At 39.7% G+C, this 25,475-nt stretch carries 21 protein-coding genes, 1 tRNA gene and 1 pseudogene; 3 read left to right on the top strand and 20 right to left on the bottom strand.

The window, feature by feature from the left end:
- Position 1 precedes the first annotated feature (1 nt).
- The 3 genes from HMPREF9088_RS05545 to HMPREF9088_RS05535 form a co-directional block, all read right to left on the bottom strand.
- Positions 2 to 703, bottom strand: coding sequence for an ABC transporter ATP-binding protein (locus HMPREF9088_RS05545; protein WP_007208178.1), 702 nt, complete (start codon positions 701 to 703; stop codon positions 2 to 4).
- 351 nt (positions 704 to 1,054) lie between these two features.
- The gene (gene nagA / locus HMPREF9088_RS05540) at positions 1,055 to 2,209 is read right to left on the bottom strand and encodes an N-acetylglucosamine-6-phosphate deacetylase (RefSeq protein ID WP_040366507.1); all 1,155 of its coding nucleotides are present in this window, start codon (positions 2,207 to 2,209) and stop codon (positions 1,055 to 1,057) included.
- Positions 2,210 to 2,266: 57 nt separating this feature from the next.
- Positions 2,267 to 3,124, bottom strand: coding sequence for a helix-turn-helix domain-containing protein (locus tag HMPREF9088_RS05535; protein WP_007208176.1), 858 nt, complete (start codon positions 3,122 to 3,124; stop codon positions 2,267 to 2,269).
- A gap of 112 nt (positions 3,125 to 3,236) precedes the next feature.
- Between HMPREF9088_RS05535 and HMPREF9088_RS05530 the strand changes: the two genes are divergently transcribed.
- Positions 3,237 to 3,416, top strand: a complete 180-nt coding sequence (locus HMPREF9088_RS05530) for a hypothetical protein (RefSeq protein WP_007208175.1) — start codon at positions 3,237 to 3,239, stop codon at positions 3,414 to 3,416.
- A 71-nt stretch (positions 3,417 to 3,487) separates the two neighbouring features.
- Here the strand turns inward: HMPREF9088_RS05530 and HMPREF9088_RS05525 are convergent, their stop codons facing one another.
- Positions 3,488 to 4,705: a pyridoxal phosphate-dependent aminotransferase gene (locus tag HMPREF9088_RS05525; protein ID WP_007208174.1), complete on the bottom strand. Its 1,218-nt coding sequence runs from the start codon at positions 4,703 to 4,705 to the stop codon at positions 3,488 to 3,490.
- A 154-nt stretch (positions 4,706 to 4,859) separates the two neighbouring features.
- Here HMPREF9088_RS05525 and HMPREF9088_RS05520 point away from each other — a divergent pair.
- Positions 4,860 to 4,942: transfer RNA gene (locus tag HMPREF9088_RS05520), tRNA-Leu, on the top strand.
- Between the two features lie 177 nt (positions 4,943 to 5,119).
- Here HMPREF9088_RS05520 and HMPREF9088_RS05515 read toward each other — a convergent pair.
- The 7 genes from HMPREF9088_RS05515 to parE form a co-directional block, all read right to left on the bottom strand.
- The gene (locus HMPREF9088_RS05515) at positions 5,120 to 5,905 is read right to left on the bottom strand and encodes a hypothetical protein (protein ID WP_007208173.1); all 786 of its coding nucleotides are present in this window, start codon (positions 5,903 to 5,905) and stop codon (positions 5,120 to 5,122) included.
- 80 nt (positions 5,906 to 5,985) lie between these two features.
- Entirely contained in the window at positions 5,986 to 6,828 is an 843-nt protein-coding gene (locus tag HMPREF9088_RS05510; protein WP_007208172.1) for a DUF1803 domain-containing protein, read from the bottom strand.
- 114 nt (positions 6,829 to 6,942) lie between these two features.
- Positions 6,943 to 7,866, bottom strand: a complete 924-nt coding sequence (locus HMPREF9088_RS05505) for a manganese-dependent inorganic pyrophosphatase (RefSeq protein WP_040366505.1) — start codon at positions 7,864 to 7,866, stop codon at positions 6,943 to 6,945.
- An 85-nt stretch (positions 7,867 to 7,951) separates the two neighbouring features.
- Complete coding sequence (gene pflA, locus HMPREF9088_RS05500) at positions 7,952 to 8,719, bottom strand: pyruvate formate-lyase-activating protein (protein WP_007208170.1); 768 nt, start codon at positions 8,717 to 8,719, stop codon at positions 7,952 to 7,954.
- A gap of 61 nt (positions 8,720 to 8,780) precedes the next feature.
- Positions 8,781 to 11,060 (bottom strand): formate C-acetyltransferase, encoded by a 2,280-nt coding sequence (pflB, locus tag HMPREF9088_RS05495; protein WP_007208169.1) that lies wholly within the window; start codon positions 11,058 to 11,060, stop codon positions 8,781 to 8,783.
- A 266-nt stretch (positions 11,061 to 11,326) separates the two neighbouring features.
- Complete coding sequence (parC, locus tag HMPREF9088_RS05490) at positions 11,327 to 13,780, bottom strand: DNA topoisomerase IV subunit A (RefSeq protein ID WP_007208168.1); 2,454 nt, start codon at positions 13,778 to 13,780, stop codon at positions 11,327 to 11,329.
- 11 nt (positions 13,781 to 13,791) lie between these two features.
- Positions 13,792 to 15,798 carry a DNA topoisomerase IV subunit B gene (gene parE, locus HMPREF9088_RS05485; protein WP_007208167.1) on the bottom strand — a complete coding sequence of 669 codons (2,007 nt, stop codon included), beginning with the start codon at positions 15,796 to 15,798 and terminating at the stop codon, positions 13,792 to 13,794.
- Positions 15,799 to 15,983: 185 nt separating this feature from the next.
- On the opposite strand from parE, the gene plsY reads away from it, so the two are divergent.
- Positions 15,984 to 16,625, top strand: coding sequence for a glycerol-3-phosphate 1-O-acyltransferase PlsY (plsY, locus tag HMPREF9088_RS05480; RefSeq protein WP_040366504.1), 642 nt, complete (start codon positions 15,984 to 15,986; stop codon positions 16,623 to 16,625).
- A gap of 65 nt (positions 16,626 to 16,690) precedes the next feature.
- On the opposite strand, the gene HMPREF9088_RS05475 is transcribed toward plsY, so the two are convergent.
- The 9 genes and pseudogenes from HMPREF9088_RS05475 to trmFO form a co-directional block, all read right to left on the bottom strand.
- A complete protein-coding gene (locus HMPREF9088_RS05475; RefSeq protein ID WP_040366502.1) occupies positions 16,691 to 17,566 on the bottom strand; it encodes an aldose 1-epimerase family protein in 876 nt (291 codons plus the stop codon).
- 33 nt (positions 17,567 to 17,599) lie between these two features.
- Positions 17,600 to 18,385 carry a GTP-sensing pleiotropic transcriptional regulator CodY gene (gene codY, locus HMPREF9088_RS05470; RefSeq protein WP_007208164.1) on the bottom strand — a complete coding sequence of 262 codons (786 nt, stop codon included), beginning with the start codon at positions 18,383 to 18,385 and terminating at the stop codon, positions 17,600 to 17,602.
- Positions 18,386 to 18,396: 11 nt separating this feature from the next.
- Positions 18,397 to 19,797, bottom strand: coding sequence for an ATP-dependent protease ATPase subunit HslU (gene hslU, locus HMPREF9088_RS05465; RefSeq protein ID WP_007208163.1), 1,401 nt, complete (start codon positions 19,795 to 19,797; stop codon positions 18,397 to 18,399).
- Position 19,798: 1 nt separating this feature from the next.
- The gene (gene hslV, locus HMPREF9088_RS05460; protein WP_007208162.1) at positions 19,799 to 20,341 is read right to left on the bottom strand and encodes an ATP-dependent protease subunit HslV; all 543 of its coding nucleotides are present in this window, start codon (positions 20,339 to 20,341) and stop codon (positions 19,799 to 19,801) included.
- Between the two features lie 17 nt (positions 20,342 to 20,358).
- Positions 20,359 to 21,291 (bottom strand): tyrosine recombinase XerC, encoded by a 933-nt coding sequence (gene xerC / locus HMPREF9088_RS05455; RefSeq protein ID WP_007208161.1) that lies wholly within the window; start codon positions 21,289 to 21,291, stop codon positions 20,359 to 20,361.
- A gap of 527 nt (positions 21,292 to 21,818) precedes the next feature.
- Positions 21,819 to 23,246 carry a flotillin family protein gene (locus tag HMPREF9088_RS05450; RefSeq protein ID WP_007208160.1) on the bottom strand — a complete coding sequence of 476 codons (1,428 nt, stop codon included), beginning with the start codon at positions 23,244 to 23,246 and terminating at the stop codon, positions 21,819 to 21,821.
- A gap of 15 nt (positions 23,247 to 23,261) precedes the next feature.
- Entirely contained in the window at positions 23,262 to 23,654 is a 393-nt protein-coding gene (locus HMPREF9088_RS05445; protein ID WP_007208159.1) for a hypothetical protein, read from the bottom strand.
- Between the two features lie 174 nt (positions 23,655 to 23,828).
- Positions 23,829 to 24,044: pseudogene (locus HMPREF9088_RS05440) on the bottom strand (MoaF-related domain-containing protein); the annotation flags it as partial.
- 77 nt (positions 24,045 to 24,121) lie between these two features.
- Positions 24,122 to 25,474 (bottom strand): FADH(2)-oxidizing methylenetetrahydrofolate--tRNA-(uracil(54)-C(5))-methyltransferase TrmFO, encoded by a 1,353-nt coding sequence (trmFO, locus tag HMPREF9088_RS05435; protein WP_040366500.1) that lies wholly within the window; start codon positions 25,472 to 25,474, stop codon positions 24,122 to 24,124.
- Position 25,475: the final 1 nt, after the last annotated feature.

The raw sequence follows: 25,475 nt of genomic DNA, 5'->3' as shown, positions 1-25,475 counted from the left end.
CCTACCATTCTAGTGACTGTATGGATATAGGATTTTTCTGATCATAAATCTGTTGTACTTTTCCATCATTCATACGAATCACACGATTAGCCATCGGAGCCAGCTGACTATTATGCGTGATTATGACTACTGTGGTGCCATCTTTTCTAGCAGCGTCCTCAAGTAATTGCAAAATTTGTTTACCCGTTTCATAGTCCAATGCGCCAGTCGGTTCGTCCGCTAATAACAACTTTGGTTTTTTTGCCAAAGCGCGAGCAATCGTTACCCTCTGCTGCTCTCCACCAGATAATTGTGCGGGAAAATTAGCCAGCCGATGCCCGAGACCAACTTTTTCTAGCATCTCTTTGGCATCGTATGCATCGGGTACGAGCTGGCTTGCAAGCTCAACATTTTCTATAGCTGTCAGATTCGGGACCAAGTTATAAAATTGAAAAATAAACCCAACATCCACTCGGCGATAATGTGTCAGTTGCTTATTCGAAAATTGAGCGATATCCGTCTCGTCGACAATCACGCGACCACTCGTCGGGACATCCATACCACCTAATATATTCAGTACAGTTGATTTTCCCGCACCACTCGGGCCAAGGATGATCGTAATACTACCTGATTCTATCTCAAAAGAAACATTCTCATTCGCTTGAACAAGTGTACTACCCATCTGGTAATGCTTAGATTCATTATGTAATTCAATCAACGCCATGACGTTCCCCTCTTCCAATCCTTTACATGTAGTTTACCATAGAAGGCCACCTTCAAGGAATGACCCTTACCTATGATTAAACGCGAAAAAATGGTGTAAAGAAGTATTCCTATTCTGAAAAATATGTAAAAAGGCACGAACGAATTAGCTACTATTGACAAAAGGTTAGAACATCCAAAAGTTCGAAAAACAATCTCTAGATGTTCTAGTCTTTTTATAATTTTACAATTCTGTCTCAACCTTGATAAATAGTGTGGCAAAACAGCTCACTCGACAAGCCAAACATTCCGTATATTTGAAAAAATTTACGTATATTTGTTGATCGAAGCGATTGTTACACAGCCTATTCTCTTATTGAGCTGTGTAACGCTTGCTTCCATCTAGATAGGTTGCATATAGATCCATTTGCGGCGTCAAAACAATAAAGTCCGCTGCGCGTCCTTTTTTGATTGAACCACAAACATCATCAATTTTGCAACTCATTGCCGGAACCAGACTTCCCATCATAATTGCTTCCTCAGGTGTCGCTAATCCCCACGCCACGACATTTTTAATGGCTTCTTTCAATTTTAAAATACTACCTGCTAAATTACCTTCCGATAAGCGAGCCGTACCATCTTTTACGACAACAGGAAATTCACCTAATTGATAATTTCCATCTGGCATTCCACCTGCCATCATACAATCAGTAATCAATGCTATATGGTCAGCGCCGACTTTATCAATAAGCAACTCACATGCTTTAGGGTGTACATGATGCCCATCACAAATTAATTCTGAATAGACATGCTGCAACGTTAGCAGCGCACCGACCATGCCTGGTTCACGATGATTCAGACCGCGCATGCCATTATACGCATGGACGAAGACACTTGCACCCGCTTCGACAGCGGCTTGGGCTTGCGTCAATGTCGCGTCACTATGTCCAAGTGAAACGACAACCCCTTCATCCGTCACGGTCTTGACAAATTCTTTTACCCCTTGACGTTCAGGTGCCAAAGCAATTTTTTTTATTAACCCTTCTGCTGCTTTTTGCCAATCATGAAAGACATCAAGATCTGGATCGCCAAAATAGCTTGGATTTTGAGCTCCTTTGTGTTCTTCTGTAAAAAAAGGCCCTTCGAAGTAAATCCCTTGAATTTTGGCTCCAGTAACATCCGCTTTGACGCTAGCAATGGTCGCAGCGACCTCTTTCAGCCGTTCTTGACTTGAAGTGAGTGTCGTTGGTAAAAAGGATGTAACACCACAAGACAATAATTTTTCCGACATGATTTTTAGCCCATCCGCATCATTATCCATCACATCATGGTTGGCATAGCCGTGAATGTGGGTATCCACCAAGCCAGGTGCAATCCACTTTCCCGTATAATCGATCACTTCTCCAGAAAACTTTTCAGGTAACTCTGCAGAATACTCACCAAACAAGCCATCCACAAGTTCTAAATAGCCCGGCCCTTTTGTTCCCGAAGTGAAAAAGAACTTGTCCGCATAAATATAGTCTTTCACGATAATCGCTCCTTTAAACAATTTATACGATAAACGTACTCTTTTTTGGTTCGAAAATCAAGAAAGGTATACACCATTTTCAAACTTTGCGAACATCTGAACTGACTGCGCTTTCTCATACATAAATTGTGCGCGCTCATACTCTTGCAATTTTTCATAGGCAGCACCCGTAATTTGCAATAATTCTTCAACATAATAATAGCTCATTTTACTAATGGCCCATTGAACTCCTTTCAGGGCGCTATCAATCGTCCCTAAAAAATCAGCTTGTAAAAATAAAAAGCGGCTATGATGATAAAAGATTTTAGAGAGTTCAAAATTCGCATGCTCCTTTGGCAAATCCATGGTCAACTGAATACTTAGCGATAAATAATGTTCTGCGTTTTTCAACTGATTCGTATCTGCATAAATCCGGCCAAGACAGCCCAAAATTTGAATCTCAATCGGTGAAATATTGCTTTTCTTGTTCTCTGTATACGTCAACAACAAGCTATGCTTCAACGAATTGATCGCTCGATCAGGATTTTGATCGATAAAAAATTGGACAGTGCCCAGATAATAAAAATACAGCTGCATATCGGTATCTAAATAAATTTGATTGGCAATCTGAGCATTGCGTAGTAGTGCATTCATTTGTTCGTAGTCTTGATGAATCAACGCATTATTCACCTTTTCAAAGAATCGTTGCATTCGATGAATTTCATTAAATTCAGCAAACATCATTTGATCCATGGTAATACCCAGCCGCACACAGATTTTTTTCAATACGAGTACATTGGGAATTTCTAAATCATTCTCTATTCGACTTAGTACGCTTTGTGAGCAGATACCATCAGCCAGCATTTTTTGTGTCAATTTTCGTGTTTTCCTCAGTCTTTTTATTTTTTCTCCGAGACTACTTTTTTCGTTTGTCATAAGCCCTCACCAAATATGCGAATTCGCATTTTCTATTTTATTCATTTTAGCACATACTATCAAAAAAGAAAGCGTATTTATTTTTTTTAGATGAAAAAAGGGAGTGATTGGGATGAGTCAGCAGACAGTAATTAGCTTTACATGGGAAAATGCAGTGTATAATGGTATCGTGGAGAAAGAATACGAAAACTCTTACTTGATTAGTGTGAGTAATCCGAATCAAGAATTGACTGAAAAATACAATGGTCGCATCGTCATCAGTAAAAAGAATTGTAGCGACCTTAATGACTAAAAAAAGAATCCAGCTCATTCATTTCAAAGCCAATTGGGAAAGGGTTTTGCTAGAATGAGCGTGGATTCTATTTATTTTTGACGATACGTTGCTAAAAATTGACGCATGGACGTCGCAGTCGTTCTTAACTCTTCTAAGTTTGGCAAGTAGACGATACGGAAATGGTCCGGTTGTTGCCAGTTAAAACCTCCCCCATGTACCAATAAGATATGATGCTCGTGGAGAAAATCCAGAACGAACTGTTCGTCATTGGTAATATTGAATCGTTTGACATCAATCTTTGGAAACATATAAAAGGCTGCTTTAGGCTTAACGGCACTTAAGCCAGGTATGTCATTAATCGCATTATAGATGTACTCCCTTTGCTCATAAATTCGACCACCAGGAAGCAAGAGCTTATCCACACTTTGATAGCCCCCTAATGCGGTTTGAACGATTTGTTGCGAGAGGACATTCGAGCATAGACGCATTGAGGACAACATGTTTAATCCTTCGATATAGTCTTTCGCATTCTTTTTATTGCCGCTTAGCACCATCCAACCAACACGGAACCCCGCAACTCGATGTGATTTTGATAATCCGCTAAATGTCACGACAAAACGATCAGGTGCTAATGTCGCGATTGGTACATGCTTAAGGCCATCCATCAACAAGCGATCATAAATTTCATCAGAAAAAATAATTAAATCAAACTCACGGGCAATTTCAACGATTGCTAATAAAATTTCTTTTGGATAGACCGCGCCAGTCGGATTGTTAGGATTAATTAATACAATCGCCTTCGTCTTAGGAGTTACTTTTGAGCGAATATCCTCAATATCTGGATACCATTCACTTTGCTCATCGCAAATATAGTGAACAGGCTTGCCACCAGCGAGTGAAACAGATGCTGTCCACAACGGATAATCAGGCATCGGAACTAACACCTCATCGCCATTGTTGCACAGTCCTTGCATACTCATTGTGATCAATTCACTTACACCATTACCTGTATAAATATCATTGATTGTCACGTTTGGAAAATTAGCCAATTGACAATATTGCTCGATGGCTTTGCGAGCAGAAAAAATTCCCTTCGAATCAGAATACCCTTCTGAAGCTCTTACGTTCATAATTAAATCGCGAATGATTTCATTTGGTGCCTCAAAGCCAAATGTCGCTGGATTACCGGTGTTTAATTTTAAAATGCTTACGCCTTCTTCTTGCATTCGCTCTGCTTCTTCTAATACTGGACCACGAACATCATAGCTTACGCCCTCTAGTTTTGATGATTTTTCAAAGTTTCTCATAGCAGATCCTCTTTTCAGAATTAATGGTTTGTTTCAACTTTAAGGCATCTTCTTAAAAATTGCAATTTGTATTGAAAAATATTTTTAAGTAATCTTTCCTATTCACATTGACAAACTTTAAAAAAAACGATACCATTTCTAAGTCGTAACATTTGCGGATATGGCGGAATTGGCAGACGCGTACGCTTGAGGGGCGTATGGCCTTAGGTCGTGTGGGTTCGAGTCCCATTGTCCGCATTAGCAGCCCCACGCTTCCTATAGGCGTGGTGTTTTTTTACACAACTAAAAGTTTACATAACATTATTATTGAAATAAAAAAAGAGTGTAATAAATTTCCGTCACACTCTCGTAAACTGTGAAAAGCAGCATCATGGCAATTCTGACTATCTCAATAGCCCCTTTTCTCACATTTTTTTACTTCTTTGTTGGTTTAAAATACCCATTTTCTTTAAATTGACTTTCTCCATCTTGAATTAAGCCATTTAATGAATGATCCAAAATACTGCGTTTTTTATCTTTAGACTTGATTGCAGCTTTGTATTCATTTCTTGTCATTGTGATTTGCTCCGTTTTTTTGAAGCGTTTAACAGATGGATCCCCCGGTTTTTTCTCTTGATAATCTGCATTTATATCAAACAATAAATAATTCCCTTGTTCTTTTTTCATCGAAGCGTATAGTGTCGCTGGAGCAATTTTTTGCTCAGGATCATCAGGAATTAGTGATGCGGGGACAAATTTCGGTACAAAGTAAGAACGACCACCTGAATATTCCTTTTTAACAGTTGAAACTGGCTGCTTCTTTTGTCCTTCACGGGGTGCTACATATTGTTTGGCTGACTGCTCATGATTTGTTCTTTGGTGATCGAAAAGTACTTTTTTTCCTGTCTTCTTCGTTTCACTGACTGCATGCTGACGATAAGTCGGTAGTGCTCTTTTGAAACGTTCAAGGGTTTCTTGCTCTTGATTATGGAACGCACTTTGAGCAGATTCGCCGCTTGGCTGACGACGATAGTTTTTTTCTTCAACTATCGTTTTTGGTTTTTCTACTAGCGATTCTGTTTGTTGTTCGGTAATAATCCAGCTATCATCGGATGCAAAGCGTGTCAACGAGTCTTCGTTCGACCGTCTTTTCACACCTTCTTCATCAGAAAAAGCCGGAAATCTTTCTTTCTTTCGCTTAATGTCAGAATAGTGTGCCATTGACTTGCTCCCTCCAAAGTATCATTTTTCTTCACTATCATAGCATGAATAGCAAAAATTTGCTGAAAATTTCTTATTAATTATAGTCTCGTGGCATACTGATAGTCGCCTTGTTCGACGATTGAATAGGCCCCTTCCTCAAAAAATTGCCAGAGCTGACCTAAAATGCTCCGCTGTTCAAATTGTGAACAATCCGCTAGTATCTCATCCTCTTGAGATGGAGCACCTGTTTTACTTGGAGAACTAGCAACAAGCTGACAGTCTTCTGTCAAAAAGCCGAAATCAACTAGACTTTTTAAAAAGATCGACGGACGTATTCGTTTGGGATTGGTACGCAATTTTTCAAATAAAACTGCTACTTGATCTAAGTAATATGATGGATCAACATCGCCCAGATAAGAAAACTGCTCATAGCGATTCTCTGCCCCGCTTCTCATAGCTGTAAAATAGGCTGGCATCGTCTTATCATACTCTTCATCAGATAGTTCATAGACCTTAAGCTGTTCATGAATTAGCTCTCGAAAGACGAATAGCGGGCTGTTACTGTCTGTCAGATATAGTTGCGGATGAGTCGCTAGTTGTTGTCCTTGGTAGAAAAACCACGCTCTTCTTTTCTCTTTCGGCCATGGAGCGATCATCACCTTTGCTTGCTCAAATTTCGATCGGATTACATCATCCGTTTCAGCTTGCAGATATATGGGTACCAGTAATTTATATCGCCGCTCTGACCTAGCAATCAGACCGAGACGAATGTAATTTTCCATCGCGCGATCGACTTTCACAGTAGGAAAGGCTTGTTTAATATCACGCAATGTCGGCAATTGCTCTGCTTTATTGATTAAATAGTTAACGAGTTGTTCAAAAAAAAGACGATCGATAAGTTTCTGATCAGTTTGCCAATGATCCTCTACTATTAATTTCATTCGGACACCTCCAGTTCATTCATAAAAAAAGCGTGAGAATCAATCCCAGTAAGCAAACGCTTAGATTGATTCATCACACCCGATTAAACTATCGTATTCACTCAATTAAATCTATTAAAATGTTTCAGTCAATTGTGGAACGATTTGTTTTTTACGAGAAACTACACCTGGTAAAAAGGCCCGATTGTTATTTAGTGTCACACCAAATGCTTCTTCCACGTTAGCTTTGGGTTCGCCGACAACAAGCAATTCTGAATCGCTATCTAAAATATTGGTAATGACTAACAAGAACAAGTCGTACCCGTTACGTCCATTTTCAGCCGCCATGACTTGTTCAAATTCTGCTTGACGCTCTAATACTTCTGCGATGTCTACCGTATTCACCTGCGCGATACGAACCTTTTTATCGCCCATTGGGAAGCTTTTTGCATCAAGCTCTAATAATGTATCAACGGATTTCGTACTTAAATTCGTACCCGCTTTTAACATGTCTAAGCCATAGCTTTCTACATTGACAGCCGCAATTTCTGCTAATTCTTTTGCAGCAGCAACGTCTTCTGGCGTACAAGTGGGTGATTTAAATAATAATGTATCTGACACGATAGCCGATAGCATGATTCCTGCGATTTCTTTAGGGACAGAAACATTGGCTTCTTTGTATAGTTTCAAGACAATCGTACTTGTGCATCCAACTGGTTCAGCACGATAGTATAAAGGATTGGCTGTTTCAAAGTTAGCAATTCTGTGATGATCCACAACAGATAAAATAGCAACATCAGCGATATCGACTGCACTTTGTTGAAATTCATTGTGGTCAACTAGCATCACGCTATCGGCCTCTGGTTTCACACTTGTAATCACACGAGGTGCTTCTAGTCCAAATGTTGATAATGCAAATTGTGTTTCTTCATTAGGTGTTCCTAATGCGACAGCTTCAACATCCTTTCCTAGTGCATTTTGTAAATGGGCAAAAGCAATTGCCGCTCCGATTGCATCGGTATCTGGATTTTGGTGCCCGAAGACTAAAGTTTTTGACATGACGATCTCTCCATTCTTTCTTATCGCTTTTAATGATAGCAAAAAAAACAAGATAAGAAAATAGCATTTCTTATCTTGTTGCACTTTATCTTGTTAAATATCCTTGATAGTCATTCACATGGAGCAAATTTTTCGCATTTTGAACACGATCATCAGTAGGAGGTTCAATTCCTTCCAATGGATACTTTAACCCCATTTCATCCCACTTGAATTTTCCCATCGTATGATACGGTAAAATTTCTACCTTATCAACATTGTTCAACGTCTTAATAAAGGCATCCAAACGAATTAAAAATTCATCGTAATCACTTCGAAAAGGAACTAGGACATGGCGAATCCAGACTGGTTTGTTGATTTCTGATAAATATTTCGCCATTTCGAGAATATTTTCATTACCTAGCGAAGTTAATCTTTTGTGCGCTTCGTTATCGATATGTTTAATATCAAACAAAAGCAAGTCAGTATAATTCATTAGCTCTTCAAATTTACTAAAAAATGGTTCTTCCCTTGTAAACGGTTTGCCGCAAGTGTCGATGGTCGTATGAATTCCCTTTGCTTTCGCCTTTTTAAATAAATCAAGGAGGAAATCCAGTTGCAACAAAGGTTCACCCCCACTGACTGTGATGCCGCCTTTTTCACCCCAATAGGACTGATACTTTAGCGCTTCAGCTAACACATCATCCGCAGATCGCAGTGAAGCTTTTGGATCATCTATCTTCCATGTGTCTGGATTGTGGCAAAACTGGCAACGCATGCGACAACCTTGCGAGAATATCACAAATCTTACTCCTGGTCCATCTACCGTCCCAAAATTTTCAGTTGAATGAATTCTACCTTTCACTTCGGTAATCATAAAAATCCCTCTTCTCTAAAAAAGAAGGTGACAATCAACAAGACTGCCACCCCATCTCTTCTTACATATGATCATGAGATGTTCTTGAAATAACATCTGCTTGTTGTTCAGGTGTTAAGTCACGGAACTTCACAGCATATCCTGAAACTCGAATAGTCAAGTTTGGATATTTTTCTGGATGTTTTTGTGCATCTAATAATAATTCATTTGTAAATACGTTCACGTTGATATGGTAACCGCCTTTATCAAAGTAGCCATCTAAAACGTTACGTAAGTTATTAATACGAGTTGTATCATCTTTACCTAAACCATTAGGATTAATTGTTTGAGTATTAGAGATACCATCGCGTGCGTGTTCATATTCTAAGCGCGCAGTTGAGTTTAATGATGCTAATAAACCATTCTTTTCACCTAAAAATTTGCCATCTTGGTAACTTGGGTTTGCACCTGGTGCTAATGGTTTACCTGCACGACGGCCGTCAGGAGTATTACCTGTAGCTTTACCATAAACAACATTTGAAGTAATTGTCAATAATGAAGTTGTAGGTGTTGAGTTACGGTAAGTATGTTGACGTTTGATTTGAGTCATGAAGTAATCAAGAATCCAGTTAGCCATTGCATCTGCTTCTTCATTATCATTTCCGTAAGTTGGGAACTCATTTTGCGGTACATAGTCAACAGCCATGCCGTCTTCGTCGCGAATCACTTTCACGTTACCGTATTTGATTGCCATGATGCTATCTGTCGCATGAGAAATACCTGCAATACCTGTAGCAAATGTCCGTTTCAAATCAGTATCCATTAAAGCTAATTGTGCAGCTTCATATGCATATTTATCATGCATGTAGTGAATAATATTTAATGTGTTCACATAAAGTTCTGCTAACCAGTCTAATGTTTGTTTGTAGTTTTCCATGAATTCATCGAAATCAAGGGTTTCACCTTCCATACGACGGAAACGTGGACCAACTTGCATTTTTGTTTTTTCATCTTGGCAACCGTTAATTGCATAAAGAACAGCTTTCACTAAGTTTGCACGGGCACCGAAGAATTGCATATCTTTACCAACCACTGTTGCAGATACACAACAAGCGATGGCGCAATCATCAGATCCCCAATTTGCACGAAGCAAATCATCATTTTCAAATTGGATTGAAGAACTTTCTTTCGCAATTTTTGCTGCGTAAGTACGGAACCCTTCAGGTAAATGTGAAGAATACAATACTGTTAAGTTTGGTTCTGGAGAAGGCCCCATATTTGTCAATGTATGAAGGATACGGAAATCATTTTTTGTCACTAATGAACGTCCATCGATACCCATACCAGCGATTGATAATGTAGCCCAAATTGGGTAACCAGAGAATAATGAGTTGTATTCTGGTGTACGCGCAAATTTCACCATACGTAATTTCATAATTAAATGGTCAACTAATTCTTGCGCTTCAAATTCAGTAATGTCACCGCGTTCTAAGTCACGTTGAATATAAATATCTAAGAAGGCTGAGATACGACCGATAGACATTGCCGCACCGTTTTGAGCTTTGATTGCACCAAGGTAACCAAAGTATAACCATTGGATTGCTTCTTGTGCATTTTCAGCTGGACGTGAAATATCAAATCCGTATGAAGCTGCCATTTTCTTCAAGTCAGCTAAAGCACGATATTGTTCTGAAATTTCTTCACGTAGACGAATGACATCGTCAAGCATAACGTTGCTTCCGCAGTTGTCATGATCTTTTTTCTTTTGTTCCATTAAGAAATCAATACCATATAATGCGATACGACGATAATCACCAATAATACGACCACGGCCATATGCATCTGGTAGGCCAGTGATAATTTTGTTTTTACGTGCTAAACGCATTTCTGGAGTGTACGCATCAAATACACCTTGGTTATGTGTTTTACGCCATTCAGTGAAAACTTTTGTCATGTTTTCATCAACTTCATAACCATTTGAAGTCAACGCATTGTTTGCCATTTTAATACCACCAAATGGTTGGAATGCTTGTTTCAAAGGTTTGTCAGTTTGTAGACCAACAATTTTTTCTTCTTCTTTAATTAAGTAGCCTGCTCCATGTGAAGTAAGTGTTGATGGGATATTGTTATCCATATCATAAACACCATTTTGTTCATGTTCTACTTCGAATAATTCTTGCAGTTTCGTCCATAATTTGTCAGTACTTGGCGCGATAGGTTCTAAGAAGCTGTCATCCCCTTTGTACTCTGTGTAGTTCTTTTGAATAAAGTCCCGTGTGTTAATTTCATTTTGCCAATGTCCGCCTGTAAAACCATCCCATGCTTTGTTTGTTGCTTTTACATTAGTTGTTTCGACTGCCATTTTCTGGTCCTCCTTATAACTGTTTTTGTGTAACAGCTTTTACGTGATTAGTATAACACATAACCCCTTTTATGCAAGTGTTTTCAACGTGATTTTTTAACATTTTAAGGCTTTTTTTATAGTTTATTTTTAGAAACCTTTATTTATCAGCGTTTATGATTGTGAAATACTTATTTAAAAACAAGAAAAATACACGTGAATCAATCACAATATGAGAAAAACACTAGCAATCTGTTTTGCAACAGTTTGCTAGTGTTTCGTTATTTTTATAACAGTTTATTTGGTAGCTCATCGACAGAAACGATAGTGCCACCTGATTTTTCATCAAGTACGAATGAGCCATTAGACGTTCGATCAGCAATTGGGAACTGATTGGCCTGTACTTCTTTTTTGTCGCCTTTTTGATTGGTCAAGAGTAATTCTGTTTCATCACCAAGGCCCATATAGATAATCCGATGCGGATGATTTTTAAGTTCCCTTAAAACCATTATCCCTCTTTGCGCACGCGATGTTTGAGGCAATTCTTGTGCTAACATGCGTTTCGCTGCACCTCTTTGGGTAATAATCACGACAGGTGTATCACCGTCTGTATGTACTAAAATAGCTTGTACGACAGTGGCATCGTCTTCTTTCAAATTCATCGCTTTCACACCGGCAGCTCTCGGGCCAACTACCGGTACATCCGTTACAGCATATCGCAAGCCATACGCCCGATTGGATACCATAAAGATATCTTGTGTAGCGATTTCTTGTGGTTCAATCACCATGACCGAAATAACTTTATCCTCTTCTTGTTTTAAGGTGATAAAAGGCAGTGGTCGTGTTTTGTACGTCCGCCAAGGGGTGAACTCGCTTAATTTCGTGCGCTTAATCATCCCTGCTTGAGTTAAAATAAGTAATTCTTGTGTTGTACTTAATTGTTTGTATGGTAGAACTGTCAAAATATTTTCTTCAATTTTTAATGTAGTTAGAGCTTGCGATAGGTGCTCCCCTACATCTTTCCATCGCAAATCAGGCAATTCATGAACTGGCCGATAGATCATATTGCCTTTGTCGGTGACAAGTAACAAGTGATCTAAGGTATTTAATTGCCCCTTATAGACAACGACATCCGACTCTTTCATCCCGGCTTCTTCATTGTTTGATGCACTATATGAGCGCAGACTACTACGTTTCACATAGCCCTCACGCGTAACGACCACCATCACATCTTCTTGAGCGACCAATATTTCGGTATCAATCGTCAGTTCAGTTACTTCTGCTTCGATAACGGTCAAGCGCTCTGACTGATATTGTTTCTTCACTTCTCGTAATTCTTTTTTCATCACTTTGAACAATTCAGTTGAATCTTGGATAATTTTTTGCAATTCAGCAATCGTAGCTAATAATTCTTCTGCTTCTTGCTGCAATTGTGTAATATCTGTATTTGTTAAACGGTAGAGCTGTAAAGTAACGATGGCTTCAGCCTGCTCTTGAGTAAAGGCATGCGCCAAAATCAAATTGTTTTTGGCATCTCGTTTGTCTTTACTTTTACGGATTGTTTTAATCACTTCGTCTAAAATCGATAACGCTTTGATCAAACCGTCGACAATATGTTGACGTGCGAGAGCTTTCTTTAAATCATACTCACTGCGACGCAAGATGACTGATTGTCGATGGGCGACGTAGCTACTTAGCATTTGCTTTAAGCCGACTTGTTTGGGCCGCATCTGATCAATCGCGACCATATTAAAGTTATAGTTTACTTGTAGATCGGTATTTTTAAACAAATAATTCAAAATACCTTCTGCATTTACTTCTTTTTTTAGTTCTACAACGATTTGAAGACCGGTGCGATCACTTTCATCACGCACTTCGGCAATTCCTTCAATTTTTTTATTGATGCGAATTTCATCCATACGTTTGACAAGATTGGCTTTATTCACTTCATAAGGAATTTCAGAGATGACGATTTGTTGTTTGCCGCCTTTTAGCTCTTCAATTCGTGTTTTAGAACGTAAAATAACTTTCCCTTTACCAGTTTCATACGCTTTTTTAATCTCATCGGCACCTTGTAAAATACCACCTGTCGGAAAATCAGGTCCAGGAATAAAGGTCATTAGTTTTTCCAATGAAGCATCGGGATGATCAATAAGGTAAATCGTCCCATCGATAACTTCACCCAGATTATGAGTCGGAATTTCCGTGGCATACCCCGCAGAAATCCCTGTCGAGCCATTAACCAATAAATTAGGGAACATTGATGGCAAAACAGTCGGCTCTTTTTCGGTATCGTCAAAATTCCAGACAAATTCGACTGTTTCTTTGTCAATATCTCGTAATAGCTCGCTACTTACCTTTGATAGTCGTGCTTCCGTGTACCTCATCGCAGCCGGTGGATCACCATCCATACTCCCGTTGTTTCCATGCATTTCGATTAACACATTGCGCAATTTCCAATCTTGACTCATTCGGACCATTGCTTCATAAATACTACTATCACCATGAGGATGGTAATTTCCCATAATATTTCCGACTGATTTAGCTGATTTCCGAAAGCTCTTTTCAGCGGTATTGCCGTCTTGATGCATCGCAAACAAAATTCTGCGTTGGACTGGTTTTAAGCCATCGCGAATATCAGGTAATGCACGCTCTTGAATAATATATTTTGAATAGCGACCGAAACGATCACCCATCACTTCTTCTAATGTTAATTCTTGAATGCTGTGTTTTTTTTCCAAAAAATCAGCTCCTATCCTTCAAATAAACTTATATCCTCAACAGAATATGCTGGCCGATTCACTGGTTTTTCTTCGACCGAGTCAAGGAGACTACCGTCCTCTTCTAAAGAAAATTGCACATGACTTTCGATCCATTTTCTTCGTGGTTCGACCTTATCACCCATCAAAGTAGTCACGCGTCGTTCAGCTTGAGCCGGATCATCAATTCTGACTTGCACCAACGTCCGCGTCTCGGGATCCATCGTCGTCTCCCACAACTGATCGGCATTCATTTCTCCAAGACCTTTGTAGCGTTGTAACATATAGCCCCGACCGACTTTTTCTGTAACTGTCTGCAATTCTTCATCCGTCCACGCGTATTCAATGACTTCTTTTTTGCCAGTGCCTTTAGATACTTTGTACAATGGTGGCAAGGCGATGTAGACTTTTCCAGCTTCAATTAATGGCTTCATGTAGCGATAGAAGAACGTCAATAACAAGACTTGAATGTGTGCTCCATCGGTATCAGCATCCGTCATGATAATAATTTTGTCATAGTTACAATCCTCAATGGAGAACTCTGGACCGACACCTGCACCAATTGTATAGATCATCGTATTGATTTCTTCATTTTTCAAGATATCTTGCATTTTCGCTTTTTCGGTATTGATTACTTTTCCTCGCAGTGGCAGAATCGCTTGGAACTTGCGATCACGGCCTTGTTTTGCCGATCCGCCCGCAGAGTCTCCTTCGACCAAATACAATTCATTTTTCTTTGGATTTTTGGACTGTGCTGGCGTCAATTTTCCTGAAAGTAAAGATTCACCTTTTTTCTTTTTCTTGCCATTACGACTTTCTTCCCGCGCCTTACGTGCTGCTTCGCGAGCCTCGCGAGCTTTGATTGCTTTACGAACCAATAATTGACTAATTTCGTTATTTTCTTGTAAATAGAAGCCTAGCTGCTCGCTAATAGCATTGTCCACAGCTGTTCTAGCAGCAGGTGTTCCTAATTTTTCTTTGGTTTGACCTTCAAACTGCAACAAATGCTCCGGAACGCGGATCGATAACACACTTGACAAGCCTTCTCTAAAATCACTACCTTCTAAGTTACGGTCTTTTTCCTTTAAAAGACCGACCTTTCTGGCATATTCATTTAAAGCTTTGGTTAACGCAGCTTTCATCCCCGCTTCATGCGTTCCGCCATCTTTTGTGCGGACATTATTAACAAACGATAAAATCGTTTCCGAAAAACCATCGTTGTACTGAAGCGCCACTTCAACTTCAATCATTTCTTTTTCGCCAGAAAAATAAATAATTGGCGTCAAAACATCCTTCTCTTCATTTAAATATTCGACAAATTCTTTAATGCCTTCTTCGTAATGAAACACATCTTCTTTATCGTCTTCGCGTAAATCAGTAAAAGAAATTTTTACTCCCCGTAGTAAAAAGGCCGACTCTCTTAATCGCTCTGCTAGCGTATCATAAGAAAATTTCGTCGTTGAAAAAATCCCTTTATCAGGTAGAAAGCGCACAGTCGTCCCATTTTTTTCTTTGGTCTTACCGATTTTTTCTAATGTCCCTTCTGGATGACCACCATTAACAAAGCGCTGGCGATACTCTATTCCATCGCGGACAATTCGCACTTCAAGCCATTCGGACAGGGCATTTACGACACTGGCACCCACACCATGCAGACCACCTGATGTCTTGTAGCCACCTTGACCAAATTTCCCACCAGCATGTAGGACGGTGAAAATCACTTCGACTGTCGGTATGCCTGAAGTATGCATTCCGACCGGCATCCCTCGACCAAAATCTTGGACACTGATACTACCATCTTTATGTATGATTACTTTAATTTCATCGCCATATCCAGAGAGGGCTTCATCCACTGCGTTATCTACGACTTCATATACTAAATGATGTAAGCCGCGCGCATCTGTCGACCCGATATACATACCTGGTCTTTTACGAACTGCTTCTAACCCCTCTAATACTTGGATTGAAGCATCATTATATTCATTGGATTTTTTTACCAAAGTCAGCTCTCCTTTATCGTTTAAAATTTCGCAACATCTCCTATCATACTCTATCTAAATTAAAAAAAAAAGCCATACCCTACTTGTCCTATGAGTTTCAAATGAATTTATGAGAAGCTTGTAGGAAAAATTGTTAGAAACATGAATTCATGATAAAATTTGACTTAGAGATAAGGAGCGAAGTTATGTTTAAAATTCTATTATTATTTATTGGTGCGTACTTATTAGGATCAATTCCATCAGGTGTTTGGATTGGGAAACTTTTTTATAAAAAAGATATCCGCCAATTTGGTAGCGGCAATACTGGTACTACAAATACCTTCCGTGTGCTAGGAAAGCAAGCAGGGATTATTGTCTTAATTATGGATATCTCCAAAGGAACATTGGCCACTTTACTACCGGTATTGTTTCATAGTACAGTGATTAATCCACTATGGTTTGGTGTGTTCGCCATTATCGGCCATACCTTCCCTATTTTTGCTCATTTTAAAGGTGGAAAAGCGGTCGCGACGAGTGCAGGGATGTTACTGGCGTACAATCCGCTATTTTTTCTTTATTCGTCAGCAATTTTTGTTATCTTCCTTTTTCTAACGAGCACGGTCAGTCTGACAAGCATGATTGCGGCCGTCTTGATTACGCTATCGACCATCATTTTACCCTATTGGGTGCCTGCTATTTTGCCAACACATAATTGGTTATTAACAATTATTGCCATCGGGGTATCAGCATTCATTTTTTACCGTCACAAAGAAAACATTGCCCGCATCAAAAATGGTACAGAAAGCAAAGTCTCATTTGGCCTCCAAGCCGCTAAAAAGAAAGAATAAATCCGGACACCAATCCCTATTTACAACACGGCTTGGTCCGGATTTTTTTCTAAATAGCTTCCCACTTATTCAACGGAAATAGTATATTCTGCATGGAAATCTTCAGTTGGTTCTAATCGACAGATACCCAACTTATCTTCTAATTTACTCGTTGTCGTTAAAGCATCTGCTACACCATACCAAGGCTCAATGCAGACAAATTCCGCCTGTTTTGGATATGCCGACCATAAACCCACATAAGGAAATCCTTCATACGAGAGGGTGATTTTATGCGGTAATTTTTCTGACTCGATGGTCCATTCATTGTGGCCTTTTGTCTCAAATATTAATGCATCATTTTTAAATAATTCATGCGTCAAATCAATGGGCGCATTGGTTTGTCCTAGTGTACGATTGGCATAATCTACTAAATTTCCTGCTAACGGAATCATGGTTCTTGACTTAGCGGGGTACGCAGTAAAAAAGTAATCCGAAAAGTCCAAATCCTGCTCCAATGGCACACGAAATGCTGGGTGCGCACCGATTGAAAAATAGCATGTGTCCTCGCCTGGATTTTGAACATGGTAATGTACTGTCAACTGATTGCCCACAAGTGTGTAGGTGACATCCAATTGGAAAGCAAACGGGTATACACTGCGCGTCTCTTCGTCATCTGTCAGTCGGAAAGTAGCTGTCGTTTGCGTTTGCGTAACGAGTTGAAACTCCTTGTCTCTAGCAAAGCCATGCCTAGGAAGTGTATAACTCTTATCTTGATAGTGATATTGATCGTTTTTTAATGCTCCGACAATCGGAAATAAGATTGGCGCATGTCGCCCCCATTTATCAGGATCTGCTTGCCAAATGTATTCCATCCCTGTTTTCTTTGCGATAAAATGCTGTAATTCTGCCCCTTTTGTTGCAAATTCTGCCCGATACTGCTCATTTTCTAAGATAATCATCACTACTACTCCCCCTAACGATTCAAATTTTCTTATCTATACTTTTTCAAGTTCCTCTTTAAAGCGTTGGTTTAATATTTTCAAGTAGGTGCCTTTCATTCCAAGTGAACGTGATTCAATAATACCGGCAGACTCTAATTTACGTAGAGCATTGACAATCACTGAACGGGTAATTCCTATCTTATCTGCTACGCTTGAGGCAGTTAGTCGACCTTCATCGCCATCCAGAGCCTCAAAAATAGCTTGAACCGCTTTTAGTTCACTATAAGATAAAGTACCAATCGCCATTTGTACAGCTGTCAGACTACGGACATCCTCTTCGATAGAACGAGACTGTTGATAAAGAAATTGCATACCAACTACGGTCGCACTATATTCCGCAAGTACCAGATCATCGTCGCTAAATGTTTCTTCAATCCGTGAAAGGATAATTGTACCCAGACGTTCTCCTGCTCCATAAATTGGAACAACTGTCGTCAAGCCATTAGGATACAGTTCACGGCTTTCAATTGGAAAGGCCGTCATATCATTGCTAATTGGAATATTGGCTAATGTGCTACCTAAATGATCTACCATATCGGTGTATGTCTTCGGAAATTGTTTTTCGACAAGCATGTTTTTCACTCGGTCATTATTGACGTCATGTTTTTCATTTAGCCCAAGTAAATTCCCATTACTACTAATAATATACGCATTGCTATCCAAAATGTCCCCTAAAATTAAAGCCATTTGATTATAAGGAAGCTCAGATTTCATATTAAACGTGTTCTTTTGTTGCAATAACTCATTGATTTGTCTTGTTTTTTCTAATAATGTACGCATGGTATTCCTCCTTATAAAATATAGCGACTTAAATCTTCATCTTGGGCGATATCATTTAGTTTTTCGTTTACATAGGCTTCCGTAATGGTGATTTCAGCCATTTGCATATCTGCTGCTTCAAATAATAAATCTTCCAATAATTTTTCCAAAATAGTATGTAGTCTTCTAGCTCCGATGTTATCGGTTTCTTGGTTCACTTGGAAGGCGATTTGAGCAATTCGCTCAATGGCTTCTTGCGTGAAAATAACTGAGACGTGCTCTGTTCCTAGTAGAGCAATATATTGTTTGATTAGAGCATTGTTGGGTTCAGTCAAAATTTTAACAAAATCCTCTGCCGTCAAATCATCTAACTCTACGCGAATTGGAAAACGACCTTGTAGTTCAGGAATCAAATCGCTTGGTTTTGATAAATGGAATGCGCCGGATGCGACAAATAAGATGTGATCCGTTTGCAGCGTGCCGTATTTAGTATTTACTTGTGAGCCTTCTACGATTGGGAGAATATCACGCTGTACCCCTTCTCTAGAAACTTCACCAGAGTTACTTTGAGATTTTGAGGTGATTTTGTCAATTTCATCAATAAAAATAATCCCACTCGCTTCAGCAAGTTTTAAGGCGGCGCTATGGATATCGGCATCATTCACTAACTTAGATGATTCTTCTTGTACCAATAGCTCACGAGCTTCTTTGACTGTGACTGTGCGTTCGATTTTTTTCTTGGGTTTTAATGCACCCAATGTTTCATTTAAATCAATCCCCATTTGCTCTAGTCCATTGTTCATTGGAGCAGCTTGGGCTTTGGGCTCGTCAATTTTAATTGTTACTTCACGGTTATCTAGGACACCGCGTTCCAGCTGCTCAAAAATCGCTTGCCGATTCGAGCGGATTTCATCCGTTAATTCTTCTTTTGGTTCTTCGACGGGCTGATTGGCCGTATTAAGGATACTCATCATTTGCTCGTAAGGATTGGTGCTTTGCTTTTGCTCCTTTTTGATTCCTGGAACAAGTGCTTTGACTAAGCGGCGATTGGCCTTTTTTACCGCTTGTTGGTAGACGCTACTGTATTGTTCCTTACGAACGATTTGAATGGCATTCTCAACCAAATCGCGGACCATCGATTCGACATCCCGCCCCACATAGCCGACTTCAGTAAACTTTGTCGCTTCGACCTTGATAAAAGGCGCAGAGACAACTTTTGCCAAACGGCGTGCGATTTCAGTCTTGCCGACTCCCGTTGGACCAATCATTAGGATGTTTTTGGGTGTTACTTCATGTTGCATCTTTTCATCTAATTGCAAACGGCGGTAACGATTACGCAAGGCCACAGCAACAGATTTTTTCGCCTTTTCTTGGCCAATAATATATTGATCTAGTTCTTGCACAATTTCTTTTGGTGTTTTTTCTTGATTCATCTTAAAACTCCTCAACGATAATATTATGATTGGTAAATACACAGATGTCCGCTGCGATGTTTAGCGCATTTTCGGCAATTTCTTTCGCGCTAAGTGCTGGACTGTAAGCTTTCATTGCTCTAGCCGCAGAAAGGGCATAATTTCCACCCGAACCAATCGCTAATATGCCATCATCAGGTGCAATCACTTCACCCGTACCAGAGACGAGCAACATCTCTTTTTCATTCATCACGATTAACATCGCTTCTAATTTTTGCATGGATTGCTGTGTGCGCCATTCTTGCGCTAATTCCACAGCTGCTCTAGTTAAGTTGCCGTTGTATTCATTGAGTTTTCCTTCAAACTTTTCCTCTAAGGTAAAGGCATCCGCAACACTACCGGCAAAGCCGACAACTACTTGATTATTATAAATGCGGCGTACTTTTCTAGCTGTCCCTTTCATGACGATTTGTTCGCCCATCGTCACCTGACCGTCCCCCGCCATTGCGAATTTGCCATCTTTTTCAACCGCACAGATTGTTGTTGAATGAAACATTGATTCCATTTAATGATCCTCCTCTTTCATGCTCTAGGATGAAATTTTCGATAATTTTTTTGTAATGATTCTTTTGTCACATGGGCATAGATTTGCGTCGTGGATAGATTCGCATGCCCCAATAATTCTTGCACCGTTCGCATGTCTGCACCATTATTTAACAAATGTGTGGCAAATGTATGGCGCAACTTATGAGGATGAATCTCACTATCCAACTGACTTCTCTTTAATAGTTGGTTTAAGATATATTCGATACCTGTCGCCGTCACTGGTGACCCTAAATGATTCACAAATAAGTAATCGTGTTCCTTTTTAAACTGAGTAAGTAATTCTTTACGACCATTTTGTATATAGTGGCTCATTGCTTTATTAGCATGCTCATTAAATGGAACAATCCGCTCTTTGCTTCCTTTCCCATACACAAGTAAAATCTGATGTTCCCAATCAATCGATGTTAGTGTAATCGCGGCGCATTCGCTCACCCGCAACCCACACCCATACAAAATCTCTAGTAACGCCAGATTCCTTTGCTCAAGTGGCTCGGTGCCTTTGACACTGTCAAAAAGCTGTTGCAACTCGTCTTCATAAAAAAAGCGTGGTAATTTTTGATTTTTCTTTTTTAAATGCACATAGGCAAATGGATTTTCAGTCAATACCATCCGCTTCAATAAATATTGATAAAATGAACGCAAGCTAGCTACCTTGCGACTAATGCTGTTGCGACTATACTCTTGATCATTTAAAAAGCTTAAATAAATTCGCACATCTCGATAATCAATCGCTAAAAAATCGCGACTACCTGACTGCTCAAGAAAGTCTAAAAACTGAAAAAAATCCTCCGCATATGCGGCTTGTGTTTTTTCAGAATAGCCTCGCTCGACGATTAGGTATTGCGAAAATTCATCAAACCATTGAATTGACGGAGTGTTTTCTTGTTCATCAAATGACTCTTTATTCATCACACCTCATCCACTCTTGTTGTTATTCTTTCTGACATCTTGTTGAGAGATATCCGATTGTTTAGAATGTAGCATACGGTTTCAAAAAAAACAAATAAATTGTCAGAATTTAATAAATTGTTCACCATTTGCTTACAATTTAAAAAAATACGCTAAGAACTCCATGAAAAAAATCTAATAATAAAAGCAGATCGAGCGCGGTTAGCTCTCAAGCGATAAGCTCTTTTTTTTGATGAGTGTCTTTCACTCAGCATAAAAAAGTCTTAGCGTTGCAGAGGGTTCGCTCGAGCTGCTAGTCATCGATAAAAGCAGATCGAGCGCGGTTAGCTCTCAAGCGATAAGCTCTTTTTTTGATGAGTGTCTTTCACTCAGCATAAAAAGACGTAGCGTTGCAGAGGGTTCGGCTGCTATTTGCCAGTTTACTATCAGATTTATGAAAAAAAGAGTGTGACAACCGTTCGTCACACTCTCTTACTATAAATGATTCGATAATCAGTTAAACCGCTTATTTTTGGACTCAACTGTTTTTATCGCGTTTCTTGCTCTTGTTTTACCTCAGAGCCAGTTGCTTGATGCTCTTTGACAGCTTCAACTAACTCTTTATTTCCCTTATTAACGGCCATTGAATCATTAATCAATGAAACTAAATCTAGACCAGTAGTTTCTTTGATTGTATCAAACGTTCGCGCCAAACCAGCTTGTCCCATTTCATGCACGCCATCTCCATTACCAAAACTTACAATCTTATCAATGTTGCTAATTGGTGCATTGACTTCTTTTGCAATCGCTGGTAAGACTTTGATAAATTCAATTAATACCCCAGCTTCGTTCAGTTTTTGTAAGGCGACAGCCATTTTTTCTTGGCTTTCTGCTTCGGCCAAACCGACCTTGATGATTTTTTCAGATTCTGCTTCCCCAATTTTGGCAATTCGCTCTGCTTCGGCTTGGGCTGCTAAGCGGACTTTTTCTGCTTCGGCTTCGGCCTGGGCAATTTCTCGTGCTTTACTTGCCAAAGCTTGTTGTTCGACGACATATTTGTCAGCTTCGGCTTGTTTTCTGACGGTAGCTGTCAATTCTTTTTCAGTCAATTCTGCTTGTTTTGACTGAATTTCGATATTTTTATCTTGTTCAATTAAGTTTACTTTCATTTTTTCGACGACGGCAATTTGCTCTGCTTTCGCATCGGCCACTTCACGCTCTTGCTTGTACTGTGCTTCTTTTAGCGCCATGTCTTTATTGGCTTCGGCGATTTCTGTCCGACGGCGAATTTCTTCTTGTTGTGCTAACTGCTCATTTGCCGCTTGTTTGATCCGTGTTTCTCTTAGCGCATTTGACTCAGCTACCTCTGCATTTTTCTTTACTTCAGCAATCTGAGGGCGACCTAAAGCTTCTAAGTAACCATTCGGATCACTCACGTCTTTAATCGTAAATGAGACAATTTCAAGTCCCATTTTTCTCAAGTCAGTAGAGGCGACTTCTTGGACTTGTTCAGCAAAGTCATCACGGTTTTTGTAGATAGCTTCAACGGTCATTGTCCCTAGAATCGCGCGCAAATGACCCTCTAATACCTCTTGGGCTTCATCTTCTAATTCGGCTGTGGATTTCCCTAAGTATTGTTCAGCAGCCGTTTTAATTGCTTCGACACTGTTGCCAATTTTTACTAGCACAGTAGCACTTGCTTTAATCGGTACGCCTTGTTCCGTATAAACTTCCGGTGTACCAATCTCTAATTTGTGAGTCAATAAACTCAGTGTATGAGCCTTTTGCACGATTGGAATCACGAAGGTTCCACTATTTTTTAAAATTTTAATGCCATCTTTCCCCAAAAATGACCCCGTCACAATTAATGCTTCATCCGGCTTCCCAATCCGATAGCGAATCATTAAAAATGCGACAATTGCTAAAACAAGTAACACTACCCAAAAAATCGGACTTTCTAACAAATCAAATACCATGTACTTTCATCTCCCTTAATAATTAGTTGCTTTTACTACCAATGCCACACCAGCTTGATCAAAATCAATAATTAGTACTTTGGTTCCAACTGGCAAGCCTTGTTGCTTTTGTCGATCTTCTTCTCTATAGAATCGTGCTGGATAGACACTCGATGCATCCCCACTTCCGATTTCACGTACTTCCCCAAAGGAATCTCCACTAATTCTTTCCGTCAATTCCCCAATAACATAATCTTTTTGCGCCAACACATTCGATTGATTTTTGTCGGTCAGCCGATTGTAAAGATACATAAACGGCATCAATATGAGCGAAAAAAGTATCAAAGCGGTCACTAGCAAAATAGCATACGCACCATATCTCGCAGTATCAGTCAGTTGGTTAAGCGAATTCATTAGTTGTTCGATCATCGTGCATCCCAGTCCTCTCTATATAGTCATCATAGCTTAAGCCACGTTCCATGACAAGGAGTATCAAAAAATAAAAAATAACCACAGGAAGCGATTCCTGTGGTTATTTTTGAATTTAAAACAATTCCTGTAGTGATGAACGATACTAGTTTCCTTTGTGATCAAACCTTTTAGTCACCAAAAACTTTTTGGAGCCAAATCTGTGATGTTCGTATAAGAAATACCACGAACAAAAGCATCGATATGCGTCACTGTATTGCCTGTATCTTCTTCTACCCAAGTAATCAAATACAACGTATCTTGTAAATGGGTGATTTGTGGCTTAAAGTGATTCACCGTTCGTGCAGCATAATTCGCATCTTCTACAACTGTCACAGTTAACTCGTCTTCATTCTCAAAATATAATTAATACTTTGCGTTTTCTCCAAAATCAAATAAATAATCTTGACCGACAAAATCAAGTTTTGTCATTGCTCTACACTCCTATCGTCATGCATCGCCCAAGTAGGATTTGTAGCCGTTATTTCTTTTGTTACTTCTTCTAATGCAGTCAATGCCCGATTAGCCAATGCTTCATAACGACCTTTTTTGTCGCGAATCCGCTCTGGTAATTCAGGAAATAGACCAAAGTTGGCATTCATCGGTTGGAAATGTTTGCCAGAAGCATGCGTAATGTAATACGCCATTGAACCAATTGCTGTCTCTTGTGGAAAAATAATCGGCTCTTGCCCTTTAGCAAGACGAGCAGCATTCATCCCAGCTACTAGTCCACTCGCTGCACTTTCTACATATCCTTCGACTCCTGTCATTTGACCAGCAAAGAACAAGTCATCCCGCAAACGAGATTGATACGTTTGTTGCAACAATTCAGGTGCATTCATAAAACTATTGCGATGCATCACGCCATAGCGAACGATTTCGGCATTTTCTAAGCCCGGAATCATGCGAAAGACCCGCTTTTGTTCGCCCCATTTCAAGTGTGTTTGGAAGCCAACGATATTATACAGTGAAGCCACCGCATTATCTTGTCGTAATTGAATGACAGCATATGGCCGTTTGCCTGTCTTAGGATCTTCCAATCCAACCGGTTTCATTGGTCCAAATAACATTGTTTTCGGACCACGGTTAGCCATCACTTCGATTGGCATACAGCCTTCAAAATATTTTTCCTTTTCAAATTCTTTTAAAGGTGCCACTTCCGCATGAATGAGTTCCTCACGAAAAGCCTCGAACTCTTCTTTGGTCATTGGACAATTTAAGTAAGCAGCTTCCCCTTTATCATATCTTGACTTCAAGTAGACTTTATTCATGTCGATGGAGTTTTTGTCTATGATAGGTGCCGCCGCATCATAAAAATAAAATCCATCCGATCCGTTAAACTCACGAATTGCTTGGGCTAGTGGTGCTGAAGTTAGTGGGCCAGTCGCGATAATCGTTAAGCCTGCTGGAATCTCAGTAATTTCCTCACTAATGACGGTCACTAGCGGATGATCTTTGACGCGTTTAGTAATCAATTCAGAAAATGAATCGCGGTCCACAGCTAACGCTCCGCCAGCTGGCACAGCTGTTTGATCGGCTGAAGTAATTACGACCGAATGTAAACGACGCATCTCTTCTTTCAAAACACCGACCGCATTTGCTAGGCTATTGCCACGTAAAGAATTGGAACAAACCAATTCCGCAAAATTTGCTGTATGATGAGCCTCTGTTGACTTCACTGGGCGCATTTCATATAAGCGCACAGGTACACCTGCTTGGGCTACTTGCCATGCAGCTTCACTTCCAGCCAGTCCGGCTCCAATAACATTTACACTTTCCATA

The organism is Enterococcus italicus DSM 15952 (assembly GCF_000185365.1).
Lineage (GTDB): Bacteria > Bacillota > Bacilli > Lactobacillales > Enterococcaceae > Enterococcus_G > Enterococcus_G italicus.
Note: the sequence above shows the minus strand (reverse complement) of the source record. Positions and strands in the feature narration are given on the sequence as shown.

What these genes read in the sequence shown, in the direction of transcription:
- HMPREF9088_RS05535 (WP_007208176.1), bottom strand. Translation starts at nt 3,124, where the DNA reads ATGACAAACGAAAAAAGTAGTCTCGGAGAAAAAATAAAAAGACTGAGG.
- HMPREF9088_RS05530 (WP_007208175.1), top strand. Translation starts at nt 3,237, where the DNA reads ATGAGTCAGCAGACAGTAATTAGCTTTACATGGGAAAATGCAGTGTAT.
- HMPREF9088_RS05450 (WP_007208160.1), bottom strand. Translation starts at nt 23,246, where the DNA reads ATGGTATTTGATTTGTTAGAAAGTCCGATTTTTTGGGTAGTGTTACTT.
- HMPREF9088_RS05515 (WP_007208173.1), bottom strand. Translation starts at nt 5,905, where the DNA reads ATGGCACACTATTCTGACATTAAGCGAAAGAAAGAAAGATTTCCGGCT.
- hslU (WP_007208163.1), bottom strand. Translation starts at nt 19,797, where the DNA reads ATGAATCAAGAAAAAACACCAAAAGAAATTGTGCAAGAACTAGATCAA.
- codY (WP_007208164.1), bottom strand. Translation starts at nt 18,385, where the DNA reads ATGCGTACATTATTAGAAAAAACAAGACAAATCAATGAGTTATTGCAA.
- HMPREF9088_RS05545 (WP_007208178.1), bottom strand. Translation starts at nt 703, where the DNA reads ATGGCGTTGATTGAATTACATAATGAATCTAAGCATTACCAGATGGGT.
- HMPREF9088_RS05505 (WP_040366505.1), bottom strand. Translation starts at nt 7,866, where the DNA reads ATGTCAAAAACTTTAGTCTTCGGGCACCAAAATCCAGATACCGATGCA.
- xerC (WP_007208161.1), bottom strand. Translation starts at nt 21,291, where the DNA reads ATGAATAAAGAGTCATTTGATGAACAAGAAAACACTCCGTCAATTCAA.
- HMPREF9088_RS05445 (WP_007208159.1), bottom strand. Translation starts at nt 23,654, where the DNA reads ATGATCGAACAACTAATGAATTCGCTTAACCAACTGACTGATACTGCG.
- plsY (WP_040366504.1), top strand. Translation starts at nt 15,984, where the DNA reads ATGTTTAAAATTCTATTATTATTTATTGGTGCGTACTTATTAGGATCA.
- HMPREF9088_RS05510 (WP_007208172.1), bottom strand. Translation starts at nt 6,828, where the DNA reads ATGAAATTAATAGTAGAGGATCATTGGCAAACTGATCAGAAACTTATC.
- HMPREF9088_RS05525 (WP_007208174.1), bottom strand. Translation starts at nt 4,705, where the DNA reads ATGAGAAACTTTGAAAAATCATCAAAACTAGAGGGCGTAAGCTATGAT.
- pflA (WP_007208170.1), bottom strand. Translation starts at nt 8,719, where the DNA reads ATGATTACCGAAGTGAAAGGTAGAATTCATTCAACTGAAAATTTTGGG.
- pflB (WP_007208169.1), bottom strand. Translation starts at nt 11,060, where the DNA reads ATGGCAGTCGAAACAACTAATGTAAAAGCAACAAACAAAGCATGGGAT.
- hslV (WP_007208162.1), bottom strand. Translation starts at nt 20,341, where the DNA reads ATGGAATCAATGTTTCATTCAACAACAATCTGTGCGGTTGAAAAAGAT.
- trmFO (WP_040366500.1), bottom strand. Translation starts at nt 25,474, where the DNA reads ATGGAAAGTGTAAATGTTATTGGAGCCGGACTGGCTGGAAGTGAAGCT.